Below are 17085 nucleotides of genomic sequence, written 5' to 3' on the forward strand. Positions count from 1 at the left end.
TGCTGTGGGGAAAGCCGCTTGAAAGGCCACGCCCATGAGAAGAGGCTTGACGGTCCTTGTCGCGCTCGCGCTCGGCCTGACCGCATGTGCGAGTACTCAACCCACCACAGAGCAGCAGCAGCAGGGACAGACCGCCACGAGCGCCGGCTTCGCCGAGTGTCCCAAGGCGCCGGCCACCTGCAACGGCGGCCAACGCCGTCAGGGCGGCCAACTCGTCTACGCCCTCGAACAGCAGTGGACCAACTGGAATATCGACTCCGCCGGAGGCAACCTGCTCTACAGCGCCCAGGCGCTGGCCGTGCTCAACCCCGGGATCTTCAACCAGACCCCGGACGCCAAGGTGCAGCTCAACACCGACCTGATGGAGTCGGCCGAACTCGTCGACCCCACCACGATCGTCTACAAGATCCGCAAGGAGGCGGTCTGGGACGATGGCACGCCCATCAGCGTCAAGGACCTGGAATACCTGTGGCGCGTGACCAACGGCAAGGACTGCGACGTCGCCAAGTGCACGCCCTACACCCAGGCGGGCTTCAACCAGATCGAGTCCATCGACTCGCCCGACGGCAAGACCGTCACGGTCAAGCTCACCAAGCCGTTCGCCGAGTGGCAGGCCTTGTGGCAGCAGTCCCGCATCTACCCGGCGCACATCGCCGAGAAGGCCGTCGGCCCGCTGGACAACGAGGCCAACCTGGTCAAGGCCGTGGAGTTCTTCAGCAAGACCGTGCCGACGTGGAGCGGCGGGCCGTACAAGCTGCAGGAGTACAAGCAGGGCGACTCGCTGGTCATGGTGCCCAACCCCCGGTGGTACGGCAAGGAGAAGCCGAGCCTCGACCGGCTCATCTTCAAGATCATCACTGACGTTCCGCAGCTGCCGACCGCGCTGGCCAACCGCGAGGTCAACGCCATCTACCCACAGCCGCAGGTGGACATGGTCCAGCAGCTCAAGCAGGACCAGAACTCCAACTTCTACATCGGTCCCGGGCTCGGCTGGGAGCACTTCGACATCCGTACCACCAACGAGTTCCTCAAGGACAAGGCCCTGCGCCAGGCGCTGTTCACCGCCGTGGACCGGCAGGCGCTGATCGACAAGACCGTCGGCCAGCTCGCGCCCGACATCAAGCCGCTCAACAACTACAACCTCTTCGAGGGCGTCTCGCCGCACTACAAGGACGTCATCACGCCCACCGGCGCCGGCGGCGGCGACATCGAGAAGGCCAAGAGCCTGCTGACCGAGGCCGGATACAAGGTCGACCCCGACGGCCTGGTCACGCCGGACGGCAAGAAGGTGGCGCCGCTGCGCCTTCGCTACACCGGCGGCAACGAGGTGCGCAAGGTGATCTGCGAGCAGTTCGCCGAGATGGTCAGGCCGCTCGGGGTGACGCTCAAGGTGGAGCCCACCGACGACCTGTCGGGCACGCTCGGCAACGGCGACTTCGACGTCATCATCTTCGGCTGGACGGGCACGATCTTCCCGTTCGTCAACGCCAGGCAGAACTGGTCCTCCGACAGCGCCAGCAACTACTCCAGGTGGGGCACCAAGGAGATCGACGGCCTGCTGGCCAAGGCGGTCGAGACGGCGGACGTGGCCGCCGCCAGCGACCTGCTCAACCAGGCGCTGGAGAAGTTCGCCGCCGGGTATTCGGTGCTGCCCATCTACCAGAAGCCGACGGTGATCGCGGTGAACAAGGACGTGGTGAACGTCCGCAACAACCCGACCGGTGACGGACCTGTCTACAACGCGAAGGAATGGGGCCTACTGGCCCAGTGATCATGCTCGCGTACGCACTTCGCAGGGTGGCCGCGTCGATCCCGGTGATCCTCGCGGCCACGTTCGTGGTCTTCCTCCTCGTCTCCCTCACCGGCAACCCGGTCGACCGGCTCCGGCTGCTCGACCCGCCGCCCCCGCCGGAGGTCCTCGCGGCCGAGGAACAGCGGCTGTTCCTCGACCAGCCACTGCTCACCAGGTACTGGCTCTGGTTGTCCGGCATCCTGCGGGGCGACTTCGGGCCGTCGGTCGACGAGTACCTCCAGATCGGCCCGGAGGTGTTCTCCAGGTTCGCGGTGACCTTCCGGCTGGTGCTGCTGGCCATGCTGGTGGCGCTGGTGCTGGCCGTGATCGTGGGCGTGGTCAGCGCCGTCAGGCAGTACACCGTGATCGACTACACCTCGACCTTCTTCGGCTTCCTGTTCCTGGCCATGCCCTCGTTCTGGCTGGCCGTGCTGCTGAAGGAGGGCGGGGTCTTCGCCAACAACAACCTGGGCACGACGGTCTTCTACACGGTCGGCGAGTCCTCGGTCGTGGTGGAGGGCGGCTTCTGGGCGAGCTTCGTCGACGGGCTGGGACACCTGATCCTGCCCACGATCGCGCTGGCCCTGATCAACTTCGCCTCCTGGAGCCGCTACCAGCGCGCCTCCATGCTGGAGGTGCTCAACAGCGACTACGTACGGCTGGCCAGGGCCAAGGGCCTGCGCTGGCGCAAGGTCATGACCAGGCACGCGCTGCGCACCGCGCTCATCCCGCTGGTCACGATCACCGCGCTCGACCTGGCCAACATCATCGGCGGGGCGGTCGTCACCGAGACCGTCTTCCAGTGGCGCGGCGCGGGCCGCCTGCTGCTCGACGCGATCAGGGCCAGGGACGTGCACGTCGTCATGGCCTGGCTGCTGGTCGCCTCGGTCGCCGTGGTGCTGTTCAACCTGCTGGCGGACCTGCTGTACGCCAAGCTCGACCCGAGGATCCGCTATGACTGACCCCCCTCAGCAGGTCCGCGCACCGCTGCCGCTCGCCGACCAGCCGTTCGCGGTCACCGAGCGGACCCAGACCCAGCTCGTCCTGCGCCGCTTCCTGCGGCACCGGCTGGCCGTGCTCAGCCTGCTGGTGTTCGTCCTGATCGTGCTGTTCGCCTTCGTCGGGCCGCTGCTGTGGAAGTACACCTACTTCACCAGTACGCCCGACAACTCCCAGCCGCCCTCGCTCACCCACCCGTTCGGCACCACCGGCGACGGCAAGGACCTGCTGGCCCTGGTCATGCGGGGCACCCAGCAGTCGGTGAAGATCTCGTTGCTGATCGCGGTGGTCTCCACCGCGTTCGGCACGATCTGGGGCGCGGCGGCCGGCTATTTCCGCGGCGTGGTCGACGCCGTGCTGATGCGCATCGCCGACCTGGTCATCATCCTGCCGATCCTGGCGGTGGCCGCCGTGCTGGCCAACTCCTCCGACGGCGCCTGGTGGATGGTGTCGCTGGTCATCGCCGGGCTGGTCTGGTCGCACGTGGCCCGGGTGGTACGCGGGGTGGTGCTGTCCCTGCGGGAACGCGAGTTCGTCGAGGCGGCCAGGGCACTCGGCGCGACCGACGCCCGCATCATCTTCCGCCACCTCGTGCCGAACGCCATCGGCCCGATCATCGTGGCGGCCACGGTCCTGGTCGCCTCCGGCATCCTCATCGAGACCGCGCTGTCGTTCCTCGGCTTCGGCGTGCAACCCCCCGACACCTCGCTGGGCATCCTGATCAGCGAGGCACGCACGGCCGTGCAGACCCGGCCGTGGCTGTTCTACTTCCCCGGCCTGTTCATCATCCTCATCGCGCTGTGCGTCAACTTCATCGGTGACGGCCTGCGCGACGCCCTCGACCCCAAGCAGACCAGGGTGCGCCAATGACCGTGCTCCAGGTGGAGGACCTCCACGTCGGCTTTCCCACCGATGACGGGCTCGTACAGGCCGTCCGCGGCGTGAGCTTCTCGCTGGCCGCGGGCGAGTCGCTCGGCATCGTGGGCGAGTCCGGATCCGGCAAGTCGGTCACCTCCCTGGCCATCATGGGCCTGCTCCCGGTCAACGCCCAGGTCAAGGGGGAGATCCGGTTCGAGGGCAGGCAACTGCTGGGGCTGAACGACGACGAGATGAGCGACGTGCGCGGCGGCCGCATCGCGATGATCTTTCAGGATCCGATGACGTCGCTCAACCCCGTCTACACCGTCGGCTACCAGGTCGCCGAGGCGATCCTGGCCCACCGCGACGTGGGGGAGGCCAAGGCCCGCAAGAGGGCCATCGAGCTGCTGGAGATCGTCGGCATCCCGCACGCCGAGCAGCGGGCCGGCAGCTACCCGCATGAGTTGTCCGGCGGCATGCGCCAGCGGGTCGTCATCGCCATCGCGATGGCCAACGACCCCGACGTCATCATCGCCGACGAGCCCACCACCGCCCTCGACGTGACCGTCCAGGCGCAGATCCTGGCCGCGCTGGAGCGGGCCAGGCAGGAGACCGGGGCCGCGCTGATCCTCATCACCCACGACCTGGGCGTGGTGGCCGGGCACACCGACCGGGTCGCGGTCATGTACGCGGGCCGGCTGGTGGAGACCGGGTCGGCGCGGGAGGTGTTCTACCGGCCGCGCATGCCGTACACCATGGGGTTGCTGGCCGGGGTGCCGCGGCTGGACCGGCCGCAGCGGCGGCTGACCCCCATCGCCGGGGCGCCGCCGTCGCTGCTCAGCCTGGGCGCCGGATGCCCGTTCGCGCCGCGTTGCCCGCTCGCGGAGACCGCCTGCGAGCAGGAGCCGGAGCTGCGCGTGGTCTCGCCCGCCGGGCAGCGGGCGGCCTGCCACTTCGCCGAGACACTGACCGGCGGGACCGTCTACCCGCCGGAGGAGGAGCGGCCGCTGCCCACCGTCGGCGAGCCGATCCTGCGGGTCCGCGAGCTGGTCAAGCACTTCCCGCTGCGCTCGCGCGGGGTGCTTCGCAAGCAGGTCGGCACCGTGCACGCCGTGTGCGGGGTCTCCTTCGAGGTACGGCAGGGCGAGACGCTCGGCCTGGTCGGCGAGTCCGGCTGCGGCAAGACCACCACGGCCCGGGCGCTGCTGAACCTGGTCAAACCCACCTCCGGCCAGGTGCTGTACGGCGACCGCGACCTGGCCACGCTCAGCCGCTCGGACATGCGGCCGCTGCGCCGGGACCTGCAGATCATCTTCCAGGACCCCTACGCCTCGCTCGATCCCCGGATGACGGTCAGCGAGATCGTCGCCGAGCCGCTGCGCATCCACGGCTCCTACGACCGCGCCCACGTCAGGGAGCTGCTGCGGCTGGTCGGGCTCAATCCCGAGCACGGCAACCGGTATCCGCACGAGTTCTCCGGCGGCCAGCGCCAGCGCATCGGCGTGGCCCGGGCGCTGGCGCTCAAGCCGCGGCTGCTGGTGCTCGACGAGCCGGTCTCCGCGCTGGACGTGTCGATCCAGGCCGGCGTGCTCAACCTGCTGAAGGATCTGCAGGAGGAGCTCGGGCTGGGCTACCTGTTCGTCTCGCACGACCTGTCCGTGGTCAGGCACATCGCCCACCGGGTGGCGGTCATGTACCTCGGCAAGATCGTCGAGGTGGCCCCGGCCGAGCAGCTCTTCTCCCGCCCGGCCCACCCCTACACACAGGCGCTGATCTCGGCCATCCCCATCCCCGACCCCGACAAGGAACGCAGCCGCCCGCGCATCCTGCTGACCGGGGACGTGCCCAGTCCTTCGGCGCCGCCCAGCGGGTGCCGCTTCCGTACCCGCTGTCCGACCTTCGCCCTGCGGCTGAGCCAGGACGAGCGCGCCCGCTGCGTGGAGGAGGAGCCCATCCTGGAACGGCGCGGCGCCCCGGGCGCCGAGGGGGCGCCGGTCGCCTGCCACTACGCGGAGGAGGCCACGCTGCTGTAGCTCACGCGGCAGGCCGGCTTCGTGTCGCGGTCGCCCGGTGCGGGCCGGACGTCAGGGGAGGTGGCGCAGGCCCGAGGGAGCGGCGGCGGCGCGGAGGCGTGCCGCGTCCTGGCCGGGCGGGGCACCGAACAGGCGCCGGTATTCACGGTTGAACTGTGACGGGCTGTCGTAGCCGACGAGATGCCCGACGCCCGCGACGTCGTCGGACCGGGCGACCAGCAGCGCCCGGGCCTCCTGCAGCCGGATGCGCTTCTGGAACTGCAGCGGGCTCATCCCGGTGACCACGCGGAAATGGCGGTGGAACGCGGACGGGCTCATCCCGGCCAGCCGGGCGAGGTCCTCGATCCGCAGCGGCTCGGCGTAGTTGCCGCGGATCCAGCCGATCGCCCGGTTGACGTGGGTCAGGCTGCTGTCGACCAGCCCGATCTGGCGGAGCATGCCGCCGTACGGGCCGGTGAGCAGCCGCCACAGGATCTCCCGCTCGACCAGCGGGGCGAGCACGCGCGCGTCCGCGGGGTGGCCGACCAGCCGCACCAGCCGGATCGCGGCGTCGAGCAGGTCGGGCCCTGCCTCACCGGTCATGATCGCGGGCAGCCCGGCCGTGGTGCGCGTCCACTGCCCGGCCGGGGCCTCCAGCAGCAGCGGGGCGATGGCGGCCGGGCGCAGCACCAGCCCCATGCCCAGCGCCGGGGTCCGTGGGGTGGCGCCGACGAAGTGGCCGGTGACGGGCAGGTCGGCGGTGACCAGGAGGCACTGACCCGCCCCGTACTCGTAGACCCGGTCGCCGAGCAGCAGCCGCTTGCCGCCCTGGGCCATGACGACCAGCAGCGGTTCGGTCAGGGAGTAGTCGGGCTCCGACGTCTCCGTCCTGGACAGCAGCAGCGTGCCGATCGGGGTCCGCAGGTCGGCTGTGGCATGGGCGTCGATCAGGTCGCGGAGCTCGGCCAGGTGGTCGTAGGGGGCGCGCACAGGTTCACGAAAGCATGCGGGGAACGGCCGGGGCAAGCCCGATCCAGGCAAGTTCGGCAGGATCGTGCAAGAGCGGGAGCGGATCGATCTACCGCCTACCAGGCGGATCGAGATTCCATAGGGGAACCGATACGACACACAGGAGGCGGATCATGCCGCTCGATCACTACGTCACTCTCGGCCGGTCGGGGCTGCGGGTCAGCCCGTTCGCGCTCGGCGCCATGACCTTCGGGGAGGAGCCGGGGGCCGCCGGGACCAGCGTCGAGGAGTCGGAGAAGATCCTGGCGACCTACCTCGACCTGGGCGGGAACTTCATCGACACCGCCAACTTCTACACCAACGGCCACTCCGAGAAGATCCTCGGGGACTGGTTCGCCGCCCGACCCGGCCGGCGCGGGCGGGTGGTGCTGGCGTCGAAGTTCTTCGCCAACCTGTTCCCCGGCGACCCCAACGGAGGTGGCGCGGGCCGCTCGTCGATCATCGGCCAGCTCGACGAGACGCTGCGCCGGCTGCGTACCGACTACCTGGACCTGTACTGGCTGCACAACTGGGACCGGAACACCCCGATCGAGGAGACGATGCGCACCCTCGACGACCTCGTCCGCGCCGGAAAGATCCGCTACATCGGGTTCTCCAACACCCCCGGCTGGGTCACCGCCCAGGCCCAGACCATGGCGCTGCTGCGGGGCTGGACGCCGCTGATCGCGCTCCAGGTCGAGTACTCGCTGCTGGCCCGCACGGTGGAGGGCGAACTCGCGCCCCTCGCGCTCGACCAGGGCATGGCGCTGGTTCCGTGGAGCCCGCTGAAGAACGGGTTCCTGTCGGGCAAGTATCGTCGCGGCACCCAGGTCGCCGACTCCGCCCGTACGGCCTTCGTCGGCGGTCCCGGCCGGCACGAGTACCCGGTCATCGACGCGGTCGCCGAAATCGCCGCCGACCTCGGGGCCACGTCGGCGGCGGTGGCGCTGGCCTGGCTGCGTACACGTCCGGGCACCGTCGTACCCATCCTGGGCGCCAGGCGGGTGGCGCACCTCCACGACAACCTCACCGCCCTGGACGTGACCCTCACCCCGGACCACCTGCGCGCACTGGACGAGGTGTCGGCCCCGTCCCTGAACTACCCGGCCCCGATGCACGGCGAGCTGCGCGCGATGCTCCAGTTCGCCGGGACCACGGTGGACGGCGAACCATCCACCGTCTATCCCCCACTCCTCCAGAGCACCGTCCGCTACTGACGTGTTTTCACCGTGGAGGACCGGGTTTCGACGCGACCGCCATCAGGTGAGCGCTGATGCCCAGCATGGACGGCTCACCTTCGGTCAGCCGGATCACGCGCATCAACTGCTCAGGCTCCCGCAGCAGTTCCGCGAGATTGCCCACCGAGCCCGCGAACCCCTCCACGGCGAGGAGGCGTTCGTTACTGAACCCGGCCCGCTCCACCTCGGGCCCCACTTCCTCGACGCGATGGAAATACGCCCAGAAGACCTCATCGGGCCGGTCCGGCGTATTGCTGTGTCCGGTGCGCAGATTCAGATCGAACGTGTCCCAGACACCTTCCTGGCCGAGCAAACCTTGGGCGGTGGCGTCGATGATCCACGCGTAGCGGCTGATGACTTCGGCCAGTAACCGCCCCCCGGGCCGCAGCACCCGGTACGCCTCCCGCAGCGCCACCTGCCTGTCGGCGGCATCGGCAAGGTGATAGAGCGGCCCCATCAGCAGCACCACGTCGAAACTCGCGTCAGGCAGCGGAAGGCGGCGAGCGTCTCCGAGCAGGCACGCGAACCCGGCACCGTGATCGGCAGCGGCGGAGGCTTGTTCGATGTGCTTGGGCACCGGATCGACCAGGGTCACCTCGTAGCCGAGCCCCGCCAGATGCGATGCGTGCGTGCCCGGACCACCTCCGACGTCGGCGACCCGTCCGCCGCCGGGAAGGAACCGCGAGAAGATGTCCCAGGTGCGTAGCCGGGTCAGCGCGCCACGAGCGGTGGTCCAGAGCCGGCCGGCCTCGTCGTTCAGCGCGTAGTGCCGAAGCACCCGCTCAGCGCCCCGGTCCGTCACCACGGGACCGGGGCCACTGTGACGGCTACCAGCAGGACGGGTTCATGACCGCCGAAGCAGGGCACGTCCAGCGCCCCCGCCCTGCGCCACGTGGCCGCCCGGTCAGCTGACCGGAAGGCCCGCCGAGGCCCTCGTCCCGGACCTGCCGGGGCGAGGGGCAGAGGTTCCGGGCCGCGGTCACCATCACAGACGTCTCTGCCACCGGCGACGACGCCGATCACTCGCTCACCGACGCCGGGCCGGTGAACACCCCCGGCAGGACCAGCAACAGCGCGGCGAACATGGCGGATCGGCAAAGCTTCGACAACACGGATGCTGCCCCCCTTGGCAGGTGACACGACCCCGTGCCACGACCTGTTCTGATCGGCTCCCAGTAGATCAGCAGGGGGCCGCCGACGCATCGCGAACGCGGATCTTCTCCGCCTGAGCATCGTTCAGCGGAGGAATGTGGACCAGTTGGCCAAGATTCCGGACCTGGGCCGGGGGAGTCCTTACGGCGTCGGGTGGAACTGGCGACGCTCGGATCATGACGCTACTGTCCGAGTCGGCCGGTGTGCTGCCGGCCGTCGCCCGCCGCTGGCCTACGCTGCTCGGGCTGGGGTTCGCCGCATTCAACCTGCTGGACGTGGCGGATGGTCGCCGTCTGGGATTCGTCGTGTTCCTGGCGGCGCTCATCTACCTCGGTACGGCGGTGCTCGATAGGCCCGGTGCGGTGTGGGTCCTGTTCGTCGTCAGCGTCGTGGGGTGGGGGGTGCTGGAGCGGCTTGGGATCGACCCGTGGCCCGGCCTGGTGGGTGCGGCGATCTGTGTCGTCGTCCTCGGGCTGGCCGGCGGGTTGCTACGCCGGCCGGCGCTGACGGCGGCGCAGGTGCCGGCCATGCTGGTGTTCGGCGGGGCGGCACTGCTGGCGCTCACCCTGTCGCCGCAGGCCGGCGGTCTCCTGGCCGCGGCGGCGTTGATCGGTCACGCCGTGCAGGACGTGCTGGTCTGGCGGGCCAAGCAGGTCGTGGCGCGGTCGATGGCCGAGTTCTGCATGGTCCTCGACCTGGCCCTCGGTGTCGGCCTCGTGGTGCTGAGCCTCTGAGCGCGCAGCTCCGGCATCCGGCTGCGCGGCATACGCTTGATGCCGTCCTGGACGACGGCGAGAGCGAAGGATCCCTCATGTCGTACACCGTCCGGCCGCTGGACGCCGCCACGTGGGCCGCGTTCGCCGAGCTCCTCGAGCGCAACAACGGGATCTTCGGCGGGTGCTGGTGCGTCGGCTTCCATCCGGAGGGCAACCAGCGGGGACCGGGCCGTCGCGCGATCAAGGAGGACCGGGTCCGTACGGATCGCGCCCATGCCGCGCTCGTCCTCGACGAGCACGGCACCGCGCAGGGATGGTGCCAGTACGGCAGCCCCGACGAGCTCCCCGGCATCAAGCACCGGCGCGCCTACCACAAGGACGCGCCGCCCCGCCCGGACTGGCGGATCACCTGCTTCTACGTCGACAAACGGCATCGCGGCCAGGGCGTCGCCCGGGCGGCCCTCGAAGGCGCGCTCGACCAGATCGCCCAGGCCGGGGGCGGACTCGTCGAGGCCATCTCCGAGGCGACCGCCGACCGCGAGGCGCCGGCCCGCTTCCTGTTCAGCGCGACCGTCGAGCTCTTCGAACAGTACGGATTCACCCGCGGCCGGCAGCTCGGCAAGCACGCGTGGATCGTGAGCAGGGTGATCGATCCGGGGTGAGGCGAGCGGCGTCGCCCGGCCCGTTCGGGCTGCCCGGCCACGTCACAGGACGGGGCGCGGGCCCTCCGGAGGCAGGTCGCGCGGAGGCACCGGACCGGGAGGAGGAAGCGTCCCGCCGGGAGGCGCGTTGTCGCCGCCGACCGTGCCGGGCGGGACCGGCCCGGGCTCACCGTACGTGGAGCCGGGCCCGCCGTACGTGGAGCCGGGCTCGTGCGGGCCGGGCACGTCGCCGCGCCACCCGCCGGTCTGGCGCCCGTGCGCCTCGATGAACGCCCTGAACCGCTTCATGTCGTTGACGACCCGCATGCGGACGAGCTGCAGCCAGTCGCCCGCGGTCTCGACGAAGCCCTCGGGGTCGTACTCCATCCGCAGCGTGACCTTGGTGGCGGAGTCGCCGAGCCGCTGGAAGGTCACCACGCCCGCCTGGTGCGGCTTGCCGGTCGAACGCCAGGCGATGCGGTCGTCCGGGTGCTGCTCGGTGATCTCGGCCTCGAACTCGCGCCGCACCCCGGCGATCTCCACCACCCAGGCCGTGCGCGTGTCACCGAGCTGCTTGACCGACTCCACACCCTCCATGAACTCGGGGTAGCTCTCGAACTGCGTCCACTGGTCGTAGGCCACCCTGATGGGAACCTCGACCTCTTCTGAATGTTCGATGGTGGTCATAGGGCGTGCCACTGCCCGCGTACGCCGGGGGCTAACGCCCGGCGGGCGGCACCTCCGGGAGGCATTCTTGACCTATGGGCGATGAGCTGGACCCCTTCACCATCCAGAGTCGGGACGAAGTTAACAAGCGCCGCTTCACCCGCATGTTCGGCGATCCTGATCAGGCGGCACGACTGCTGGCGGAGGCCGCGGAGCAGGACCGGGCGCCCCTCGGGGTCTCCAGCATCCTGCTCGACCGCGCGTCCGTGGACTATGCCTGGGGCTACTTCGGCGGGAATGCGAAGCCGCCCCGGCTCACTCTGCCGGCTGTGGCCGAGTTCGTGAACGCGGCCGTGCTCTATGACCACGTGCTCACCGGCCCCGAAGGAAGCCGGTCGGAGCGTTTCACGCGAGGGCCTGACGGGAGCTGGATCGAGCAGCCCCTGTGGAAGGGCGCCGGGGAGGTGGTCGAGGAGATCGACGGGCATCTGTCCTGGGCTGAGATCTTCTCGGTGCTCGCGGTGGCGAAGGGCCCGGCCCTGGAGGGCCTGGAGGTGACCGTTCCGGGAGTCGAGCAACTCCTGGACGCCCCGCTGGACCAGCGGAAGGTCGCCGGTCGGCTGGCGGCCATCACGCCGCGGGCGGCGATGCTCTCACCGCACAAACTCTACGATCTCGTGGACCGGGACGATCACTACTACAGTGACTTCTCGCTCGGCACGCTGGGGCCGACGAAGGCCGCGCTCGACACCGTGGATCCGGAGCTCGCGGGAACGTCGCCGCGTAACAGGCACTGGGACGTCTACGCGTACAGGGACGGCGAGAGCTTCCCCGAACAGGACACCGGGGAGCACTTCGCCGCGCACCTCGTCTACCGCACGCACGTCTACCTGCTGTTCGCCGACCTCCTCGGCTGCCCCTACAGCGCGGACGCGGTGCGCGGTGAGCTGGTCTCGCGGCTGGACGGGCCCCGGCGCGGTTTCGCCGAACGCGTCGTGGATCTGGTCGGGCAGGCGGAGCAGGCCAAGGACGAGCAGGTCAACGCGTTCCTGGGGAGCCCGGCGTTCCGGGTGCGCATCCCGCTGGTCCTCAAACACGTGCTCAGCCGCGCCCGCACCCGCGAGGAGGTCCTCCAGATCACCATGGACACCCGCGACAGCCGGGAGGCACGCAGGTTCCGCCGCTACGCCAGGAACGTGGACGAGGCGATCGCCGAGGGCAGGCGCGAGGACGTGGTCCGGGCCTGCGCGGAACTCACCGCGTACGGGGTGACGTTCGACGCCGGACTGGCGGAGCGCTCTCCGCGGAGCTCCGCCGGCACCGTGATGACCGACGTCGCCAAAGAACTCGTCAGCGTCGGCTCGCCCCTGCTGGGTGCCCTCGTCCCGGGGGTCGCACTGGCGTCCGGGCGGCTGCGGCACCGGTTCGGGCGGCGCAGGTTCGCCTTCGTGGAGCGACTGACGCGGCTCCCGCGTAACCTGAACGCGCTGGAACGGGAGTTCTCCGGCCTGTGGCCCCATCCGTAGCAGCCCGCCACTTGCCCTGACTGCCCCGCCCGGGCGTACCCGGCCGTTAATGAGGTGCGGCGCGTGGACCGCCCGGATGATAATCGCGGCGCCTGGCTTGCCGCCGGAGGGGTCCCACAGGAGGAGCGCCTGCCATGAGCGTCATCGAGTCCGTCGGTCCCGAGGTCCGTGTCACGGCGGGGAGGCTGCGCGGCCGGATGGAGGATGGCGTGGCCGTCTTCCGCGGCGTGCCTTTCGCCCGCCCGCCGGTCGGTGACCTGCGGCTGGCCGCGCCGGAGCCCGCCGAGCCGTGGGACGGGGTACGCGAGGGCGGCGCGTTCGGTCCGCCACCACCACAGTCCAACCTGCTGGGCACCTCGCCGGGAACCGGCTCGGACGGCGACTGGCTGACCGCCAACGTCTGGACTCCCGCCCCGGGCGCCGCAGGGCTGTCGGTGATGGTGTGGATCCAGGGCGGGGGATACATGTACGGGTGGTCCGGAGACCCGCTGTTCGACGGCGGCGTGCTGGCCAGGGACGGCGTCGTCGTGGTCACCTTCAACTACCGCGTCTCCGCGGAGGGGTTCGGGCACTTCGAGGGGGCGCCGGCCAACCGCGGGCTGCTGGACCAGGTGGCCGCGCTCCGCTGGATACGCGACGACATCGCGGCCTTCGGCGGGGACCCGGACCGGGTCACCCTCTTCGGCGAGTCCGCGGGAGCCGGGAGCATCGCGGCGCTGATGACGATGCCCCGCGCCGCCGGCCTGTTCCGCAGGGCGATCGCGCAGAGCGTGCCGGGCCTGTTCTTCACTCCGGAGCTGGCCGCCGACCTCGCAGGCGCCGTCGCCGGCCGGCTGGGCCTGCCGCCGTCCGCGAGCGAGCTGGCCCGCCGCTCGCCGGAGCAGCTGAACGACGCCGCGGACGCGGTGGCCGACGCGATGGGCGGCTGCCCGCGGTGGGGCCGGGCGGCACACGTCCAGACGCCGTTCGCGCCGGTCGTGGACGGCGAGGTCCTGCCCGCGGTGCCGTGGCGGGCACTGGCGGACGGGGCCGGGCGGGACGTCGAGCTGGTCGTGGGCCACACACGCGACGAATACCGGCTGTTCATGATGCTCAAGGGCGAAACCGGCCAGATCACCCCCGACCGCGCGAGCGCGGCGCTGCGGGTGCTCGCCCCGGACCCGGACGCCTACCGCGCCGCCCACCCGGGGATCGGCGCGGAGCGGCTGTACGAGTTGGTGCACTCCGACTGGCTCTTCCGCATGCCTTCCCTGCGGCTGGCCGAGGCCACCCACCAGGCGGGCGGCCGGGCCCATCTGTACGAGCTGACGTGGGCGGCCCCCGGCATGGGCGGCGATGTCCTCGGCGCGTGTCACGGGCTCGGCCTGCCGCTGACCTTCGGCAACCTCACGGCCGGAGCGGCAGGGCTGCTGATCGGCGGGGAGCCGACTGCGCAGGTGGCCGAGCTGTCGGCACGGGTCCGCGCCGCATGGACGGCTTTCGCCGCGACGGGCGATCCGGGATGGCCGGCCTACGAGCCAGCTGGCGGTCATACCTGGATCATCGACACCGAACCAGCCATAGCGGCATACCCGGAGGAAACCTCCCGGCGGTTGTGGGCCGGGCACACCTTCGACCCGCTCACCCTGGCCGCTGTCCCGTCCTAGCCCCGGCGTATCGGAGGGTGAGGGGGCCTGCGTCCCCGCAGGCCGGAGGCAAAGCGCCGGAGGATCCACACCCCGGCCATGACCGCCGGCAGGCTGGTCAGCCGGTCACGGCCTGGGCCACCAGCAGTCCCACCAGGCCGGCGCCGAGCCCGGCCACCACGCCGGCGACGACGTTGGCCAGCGCGTAGAAGCCCGAGCCGTTCTGGGCCAGCCGCAACGTCTCGTAGCTGAACGTGGAGTACGTGGTCAGCGTGCCGCAGAACCCGGTGCCGAGCAGCACCGACCAGGTCGCGTCGGCGGGCAGGCCCACCAGCAGGCCCAGCACGAACGACCCGGTCAGGTTGACGACCAGGGTGCCCCAGGGGAACACCGAGTCGTGCCGGGCCTGCACCAGCCGATCGGTCAGATAACGCAGCGGCGCGCCGATCGCCGCCCCGAGGGCCACCAGCAGGATCGTCATCGGCCGCCCGCCGACCCGGGCGTACGGCCCGCGTAGCGGATCACTTCGACCTCGTCGAGGATGACCAGCCCTTCGCCGATCAGCTCGTCCAGCTGGGGCAGGAAGCCGCGGATTTGCTCCTCGGTGTCCACGATGACGACGGCCACGGGCAGGTCCTCCGACAGTGACAGGATGCGCGTGGTGTGGACGCGGTTGGAGGCGCCGTACCCCTCCATGCCGCGGAACACGCTCGCGCCGGCCAGCCCGGCCGCGTGCGCCCGGCGCACGATCTCGTGGTGGAGCGGCTTGTGGTGCCAGGTGTCGGTGTCTCCGATGAAGACGGTCAGCCGCAGCGCGGGTCCGTGCAGTTTCACCGTTGCCTCCCGCGTTCGCTCCGGCGCCGGGCGAGCGCCAGCGCCTGACGGGTGATGGTGGTGCCCGCCCACACCGCCGGCAGGGCGGCGACCAGCGTCGCGGCCAGGTAGGCCAGGGCCACGCCGGGCGCGCCGGCCCGCATCGCCTGGTGGATGTCGAGGATGTACGTGGAGAAGGTGGTGTAGCCGCCCAGCACCCCCACTCCCCAGAACGGGCGCAGCAGCCGGCGCCCCGTCCACACCTGGTCGACGAGGGTCATGAGCACGCCGATCAGCAGGCAGCCCGACACGTTGACCAGGAACGTGGACCACGGGAAGCCGGTCGGGCCGTGCGGCAGCGAGGAAGAGATCCCGTAGCGCGCCAGCGCGCCCAGCACGCCTCCCGCGGAGATGGCCGCCAGCACCGGCCAGGCGTGCGGCCGCAGCTCCTCGCGCATGCCCGGGACATGAACGTCGACGTCGGAGTCGACGGGCGTAACAGGCTCGTGCATACAGCTCTCCCTACCAGAACGACACGCGCTTCTCCTGGCAGGGACCGTTGGCGGCGCTCACCGCGGTTTCCCCGTGCCGATCGGGGCGGCGGGCCCCACCGCCGCGAACCTCACCTTCCGGTCGAGATCCTCCTCGTCCACTGTACCGGCAGCGCCGGGCCCTGGGCCGTCACACCGCCTGGCTCCCGGCCGCCGGCGTCATGAGGTCGCGTGCTCGGCGGCGGTCAGGATGGCGCCCAGCTGGACGGCGACCAGCTTGCGCGGCTCGATCGGCGGGCCGGGGGAGTCGGCCGCGGCCTGGCCGTACCAGGTCTCGAAGCGCTCGCCGAGCAGGCGGCGCTGCTCGCGGACGGCCGGTGTGTGGTTGCCGGCGGCCAGTTCGGCGTCCAGCATGCGGAGGAACGTCCCGGTCAGGCGCAGCCGCATCAGGTGCGTCGCCTGGCGGTTGCCGAACTCCTCGGCGACCGTGACCGGGCGGTCCCGATCGGGCAGCGCCTCCTCCAGCTCGCCCAGCGTGCGGAAGGTCTCCAGCGTGCTCTCGGCCGAGCGGCGGAACGGCGAGGGCACGCGTAGATCGCCGGCGACCGATCGCATGCCCGCCGCCAGCGTGTCGATCACGTCGCGCCTGGCCGCGGCGCCCTCGGCGAGGACCTGCCCATGGGTACGGCCGATCGGGCGCCGGTCCGCCACCCGCTCGTCGGCCCAGAAGGGCACCTCGGTGATCAGGTGGAGCGCGCCGAACCTGGCCGCGTGGTCGGCGCTGCTGCCGCCTGCGCCGAAGGCCGGTCCCACCTGCGACCCGGGCGGGGTCAGGTAGACGGCGGAGCCGATCGGCTCGGCGCGGGGCAGCTCTGGCTCGCCGTGATGCAGCGGCAGGCCCTCCAGTCCCGGCAGGGCGGCCAGCCGCTCGGCCAGGCGGGCGTCGCGGCGGTTGAGGTAGAAGAACGCGCCCTGGTACTCGCCGTTGTGCAGCGAGCAGACCAGCGCCGGGCGTACGTCGTCCATCAGGCGCATCAGCGCGGCCGTCTCCGGCAGTGTCCGGTCGAAGCGGTAGTCGCCGGCGGTCAGCGGGAAGGTCCATTCGACCTGCTCGGCCGGGGCGGGGCGGTAGAAGTGCTCGGCGTACGCGCGGCGGTCGCCCGGCCTGTCGTACCAGCCCTCGTTCAGCCGGGCACCGTCGGGGTCCGCGCACGCCACGACGTGCCAGCGGTAGCCGAGCTCGGCCCGCAGCCGCCAGTCCTCGCACAGCAGCCTGACCAGGGCGAGGGAGGTCAGGGTGCCGACCGGCTCGTTGGGATGCGGGTCGGCGATGATCACCGCGTCCCGCGGCCCGTCGCCGATCGTGAGCGCGTACAGCGGCTCGCCCAGCCGGGAGGCGCCGATGCGGCGCGACCGTACCAGGCCGGGGTGGGCGGCGACCAGCCGCTCCAGCTCCGCCTGCAAGGTGTCGACGGACGGGAACGCGGCCTGGTGGGGGACGCGGTTCATGTACTTGGCAACGTTCATAATGGGATTACGGTAATAATT

Annotated in this window: 16 protein-coding genes; 9 read left to right on the forward strand and 7 right to left on the reverse strand. The window is 70.9% G+C overall.

Annotation, left to right across the window (positions count from 1 at the left end; translation table 11 throughout):
* The first annotated feature begins 46 nt into the window (after positions 1–46).
* From BLS95_RS31590 to BLS95_RS31605, 4 genes are read left to right on the forward strand one after another with little or no spacing between them, the layout of a single operon-like run.
* Positions 47–1771, forward strand: a complete 1725-nt coding sequence (locus BLS95_RS31590; RefSeq protein WP_176993475.1) for an ABC transporter family substrate-binding protein — start codon at positions 47–49, stop codon at positions 1769–1771.
* 2 nt (positions 1772–1773) lie between these two features.
* Positions 1774–2754 (forward strand): ABC transporter permease, encoded by a 981-nt coding sequence (locus tag BLS95_RS31595; protein ID WP_090939805.1) that lies wholly within the window; start codon positions 1774–1776, stop codon positions 2752–2754.
* The gene (locus BLS95_RS31600; RefSeq protein ID WP_090939590.1) at positions 2747–3661 is read left to right on the forward strand and encodes an ABC transporter permease; all 915 of its coding nucleotides are present in this window, start codon (positions 2747–2749) and stop codon (positions 3659–3661) included. The genes BLS95_RS31595 and BLS95_RS31600 overlap by 8 nt, the downstream gene beginning before the upstream one ends.
* Positions 3658–5682 carry an ABC transporter ATP-binding protein gene (locus tag BLS95_RS31605; protein WP_090939593.1) on the forward strand — a complete coding sequence of 675 codons (2025 nt, stop codon included), beginning with the start codon at positions 3658–3660 and terminating at the stop codon, positions 5680–5682. Before BLS95_RS31600 ends, BLS95_RS31605 begins: the two co-directional genes overlap by 4 nt.
* Before the next feature lie 51 nt (positions 5683–5733).
* On the opposite strand, the gene BLS95_RS31610 is transcribed toward BLS95_RS31605, so the two are convergent.
* On the reverse strand, positions 5734–6651 hold the full coding sequence (locus BLS95_RS31610) for an AraC family transcriptional regulator (protein ID WP_090939596.1): 918 nt from the start codon (positions 6649–6651) through the stop codon (positions 5734–5736).
* Between the two features lie 152 nt (positions 6652–6803).
* On the opposite strand from BLS95_RS31610, the gene BLS95_RS31615 reads away from it, so the two are divergent.
* On the forward strand, positions 6804–7886 hold the full coding sequence (locus BLS95_RS31615) for an aldo/keto reductase (protein ID WP_090939599.1): 1083 nt from the start codon (positions 6804–6806) through the stop codon (positions 7884–7886).
* Positions 7887–7893: 7 nt separating this feature from the next.
* On the opposite strand, the gene BLS95_RS31620 is transcribed toward BLS95_RS31615, so the two are convergent.
* Positions 7894–8685, reverse strand: a complete 792-nt coding sequence (locus tag BLS95_RS31620; RefSeq protein ID WP_090939602.1) for a class I SAM-dependent methyltransferase — start codon at positions 8683–8685, stop codon at positions 7894–7896.
* Positions 8686–9235: 550 nt separating this feature from the next.
* Between BLS95_RS31620 and BLS95_RS55960 the strand changes: the two genes are divergently transcribed.
* The gene (locus tag BLS95_RS55960; protein WP_090939605.1) at positions 9236–9793 is read left to right on the forward strand and encodes a hypothetical protein; all 558 of its coding nucleotides are present in this window, start codon (positions 9236–9238) and stop codon (positions 9791–9793) included.
* Between the two features lie 77 nt (positions 9794–9870).
* Complete coding sequence (locus BLS95_RS31630) at positions 9871–10437, forward strand: GNAT family N-acetyltransferase (RefSeq protein ID WP_090939608.1); 567 nt, start codon at positions 9871–9873, stop codon at positions 10435–10437.
* Between the two features lie 42 nt (positions 10438–10479).
* Here the strand turns inward: BLS95_RS31630 and BLS95_RS31635 are convergent, their stop codons facing one another.
* Positions 10480–11103 (reverse strand): SRPBCC family protein, encoded by a 624-nt coding sequence (locus tag BLS95_RS31635; RefSeq protein WP_090939611.1) that lies wholly within the window; start codon positions 11101–11103, stop codon positions 10480–10482.
* Between the two features lie 74 nt (positions 11104–11177).
* Here BLS95_RS31635 and BLS95_RS31640 point away from each other — a divergent pair, with 74 nt between their 5' ends.
* The gene (locus BLS95_RS31640; protein WP_090939615.1) at positions 11178–12608 is read left to right on the forward strand and encodes a hypothetical protein; all 1431 of its coding nucleotides are present in this window, start codon (positions 11178–11180) and stop codon (positions 12606–12608) included.
* Between the two features lie 134 nt (positions 12609–12742).
* Positions 12743–14254 carry a carboxylesterase/lipase family protein gene (locus tag BLS95_RS31645; RefSeq protein WP_090939618.1) on the forward strand — a complete coding sequence of 504 codons (1512 nt, stop codon included), beginning with the start codon at positions 12743–12745 and terminating at the stop codon, positions 14252–14254.
* Between the two features lie 97 nt (positions 14255–14351).
* Here BLS95_RS31645 and crcB read toward each other — a convergent pair whose 3' ends face one another.
* The 4 genes from crcB to BLS95_RS31665 all read right to left on the reverse strand — a co-directional run bounded on the left by crcB (position 14352) and on the right by BLS95_RS31665 (position 17064).
* On the reverse strand, positions 14352–14714 hold the full coding sequence (crcB, locus tag BLS95_RS31650; RefSeq protein WP_090939621.1) for a fluoride efflux transporter CrcB: 363 nt from the start codon (positions 14712–14714) through the stop codon (positions 14352–14354).
* The gene (locus BLS95_RS31655; RefSeq protein WP_090939624.1) at positions 14711–15067 is read right to left on the reverse strand and encodes a DUF190 domain-containing protein; all 357 of its coding nucleotides are present in this window, start codon (positions 15065–15067) and stop codon (positions 14711–14713) included. Before BLS95_RS31655 ends, crcB begins: the two co-directional genes overlap by 4 nt.
* The gene (locus BLS95_RS31660; protein ID WP_090939625.1) at positions 15064–15558 is read right to left on the reverse strand and encodes a fluoride efflux transporter FluC; all 495 of its coding nucleotides are present in this window, start codon (positions 15556–15558) and stop codon (positions 15064–15066) included. The genes BLS95_RS31655 and BLS95_RS31660 overlap by 4 nt, the downstream gene beginning before the upstream one ends.
* Positions 15559–15756: 198 nt before the next feature.
* Positions 15757–17064 carry a M14 family zinc carboxypeptidase gene (locus tag BLS95_RS31665; RefSeq protein WP_090939628.1) on the reverse strand — a complete coding sequence of 436 codons (1308 nt, stop codon included), beginning with the start codon at positions 17062–17064 and terminating at the stop codon, positions 15757–15759.
* Between the last annotated feature and the right edge of the window lie 21 nt (positions 17065–17085).

This window comes from Nonomuraea jiangxiensis (genome assembly GCF_900099965.1).
In the GTDB taxonomy this organism is placed as follows: domain Bacteria; phylum Actinomycetota; class Actinomycetes; order Streptosporangiales; family Streptosporangiaceae; genus Nonomuraea; species Nonomuraea jiangxiensis.

Bases quoted from the DNA above. Each gene is read 5' to 3' on its own strand.
- crcB (WP_090939621.1), bottom strand. From the start codon at position 14,714: ATGACGATCCTGCTGGTGGCCCTCGGGGCGGCGATCGGCGCGCCGCTG.
- BLS95_RS31630 (WP_090939608.1), top strand. From the start codon at position 9,871: ATGTCGTACACCGTCCGGCCGCTGGACGCCGCCACGTGGGCCGCGTTC.
- BLS95_RS31645 (WP_090939618.1), top strand. From the start codon at position 12,743: ATGAGCGTCATCGAGTCCGTCGGTCCCGAGGTCCGTGTCACGGCGGGG.
- BLS95_RS31605 (WP_090939593.1), top strand. From the start codon at position 3,658: ATGACCGTGCTCCAGGTGGAGGACCTCCACGTCGGCTTTCCCACCGAT.
- BLS95_RS55960 (WP_090939605.1), top strand. From the start codon at position 9,236: ATGACGCTACTGTCCGAGTCGGCCGGTGTGCTGCCGGCCGTCGCCCGC.
- BLS95_RS31665 (WP_090939628.1), bottom strand. From the start codon at position 17,064: ATGAACGTTGCCAAGTACATGAACCGCGTCCCCCACCAGGCCGCGTTC.
- BLS95_RS31635 (WP_090939611.1), bottom strand. From the start codon at position 11,103: ATGACCACCATCGAACATTCAGAAGAGGTCGAGGTTCCCATCAGGGTG.
- BLS95_RS31600 (WP_090939590.1), top strand. From the start codon at position 2,747: ATGACTGACCCCCCTCAGCAGGTCCGCGCACCGCTGCCGCTCGCCGAC.
- BLS95_RS31640 (WP_090939615.1), top strand. From the start codon at position 11,178: ATGGGCGATGAGCTGGACCCCTTCACCATCCAGAGTCGGGACGAAGTT.
- BLS95_RS31615 (WP_090939599.1), top strand. From the start codon at position 6,804: ATGCCGCTCGATCACTACGTCACTCTCGGCCGGTCGGGGCTGCGGGTC.
- BLS95_RS31595 (WP_090939805.1), top strand. From the start codon at position 1,774: ATGCTCGCGTACGCACTTCGCAGGGTGGCCGCGTCGATCCCGGTGATC.
- BLS95_RS31660 (WP_090939625.1), bottom strand. From the start codon at position 15,558: ATGCACGAGCCTGTTACGCCCGTCGACTCCGACGTCGACGTTCATGTC.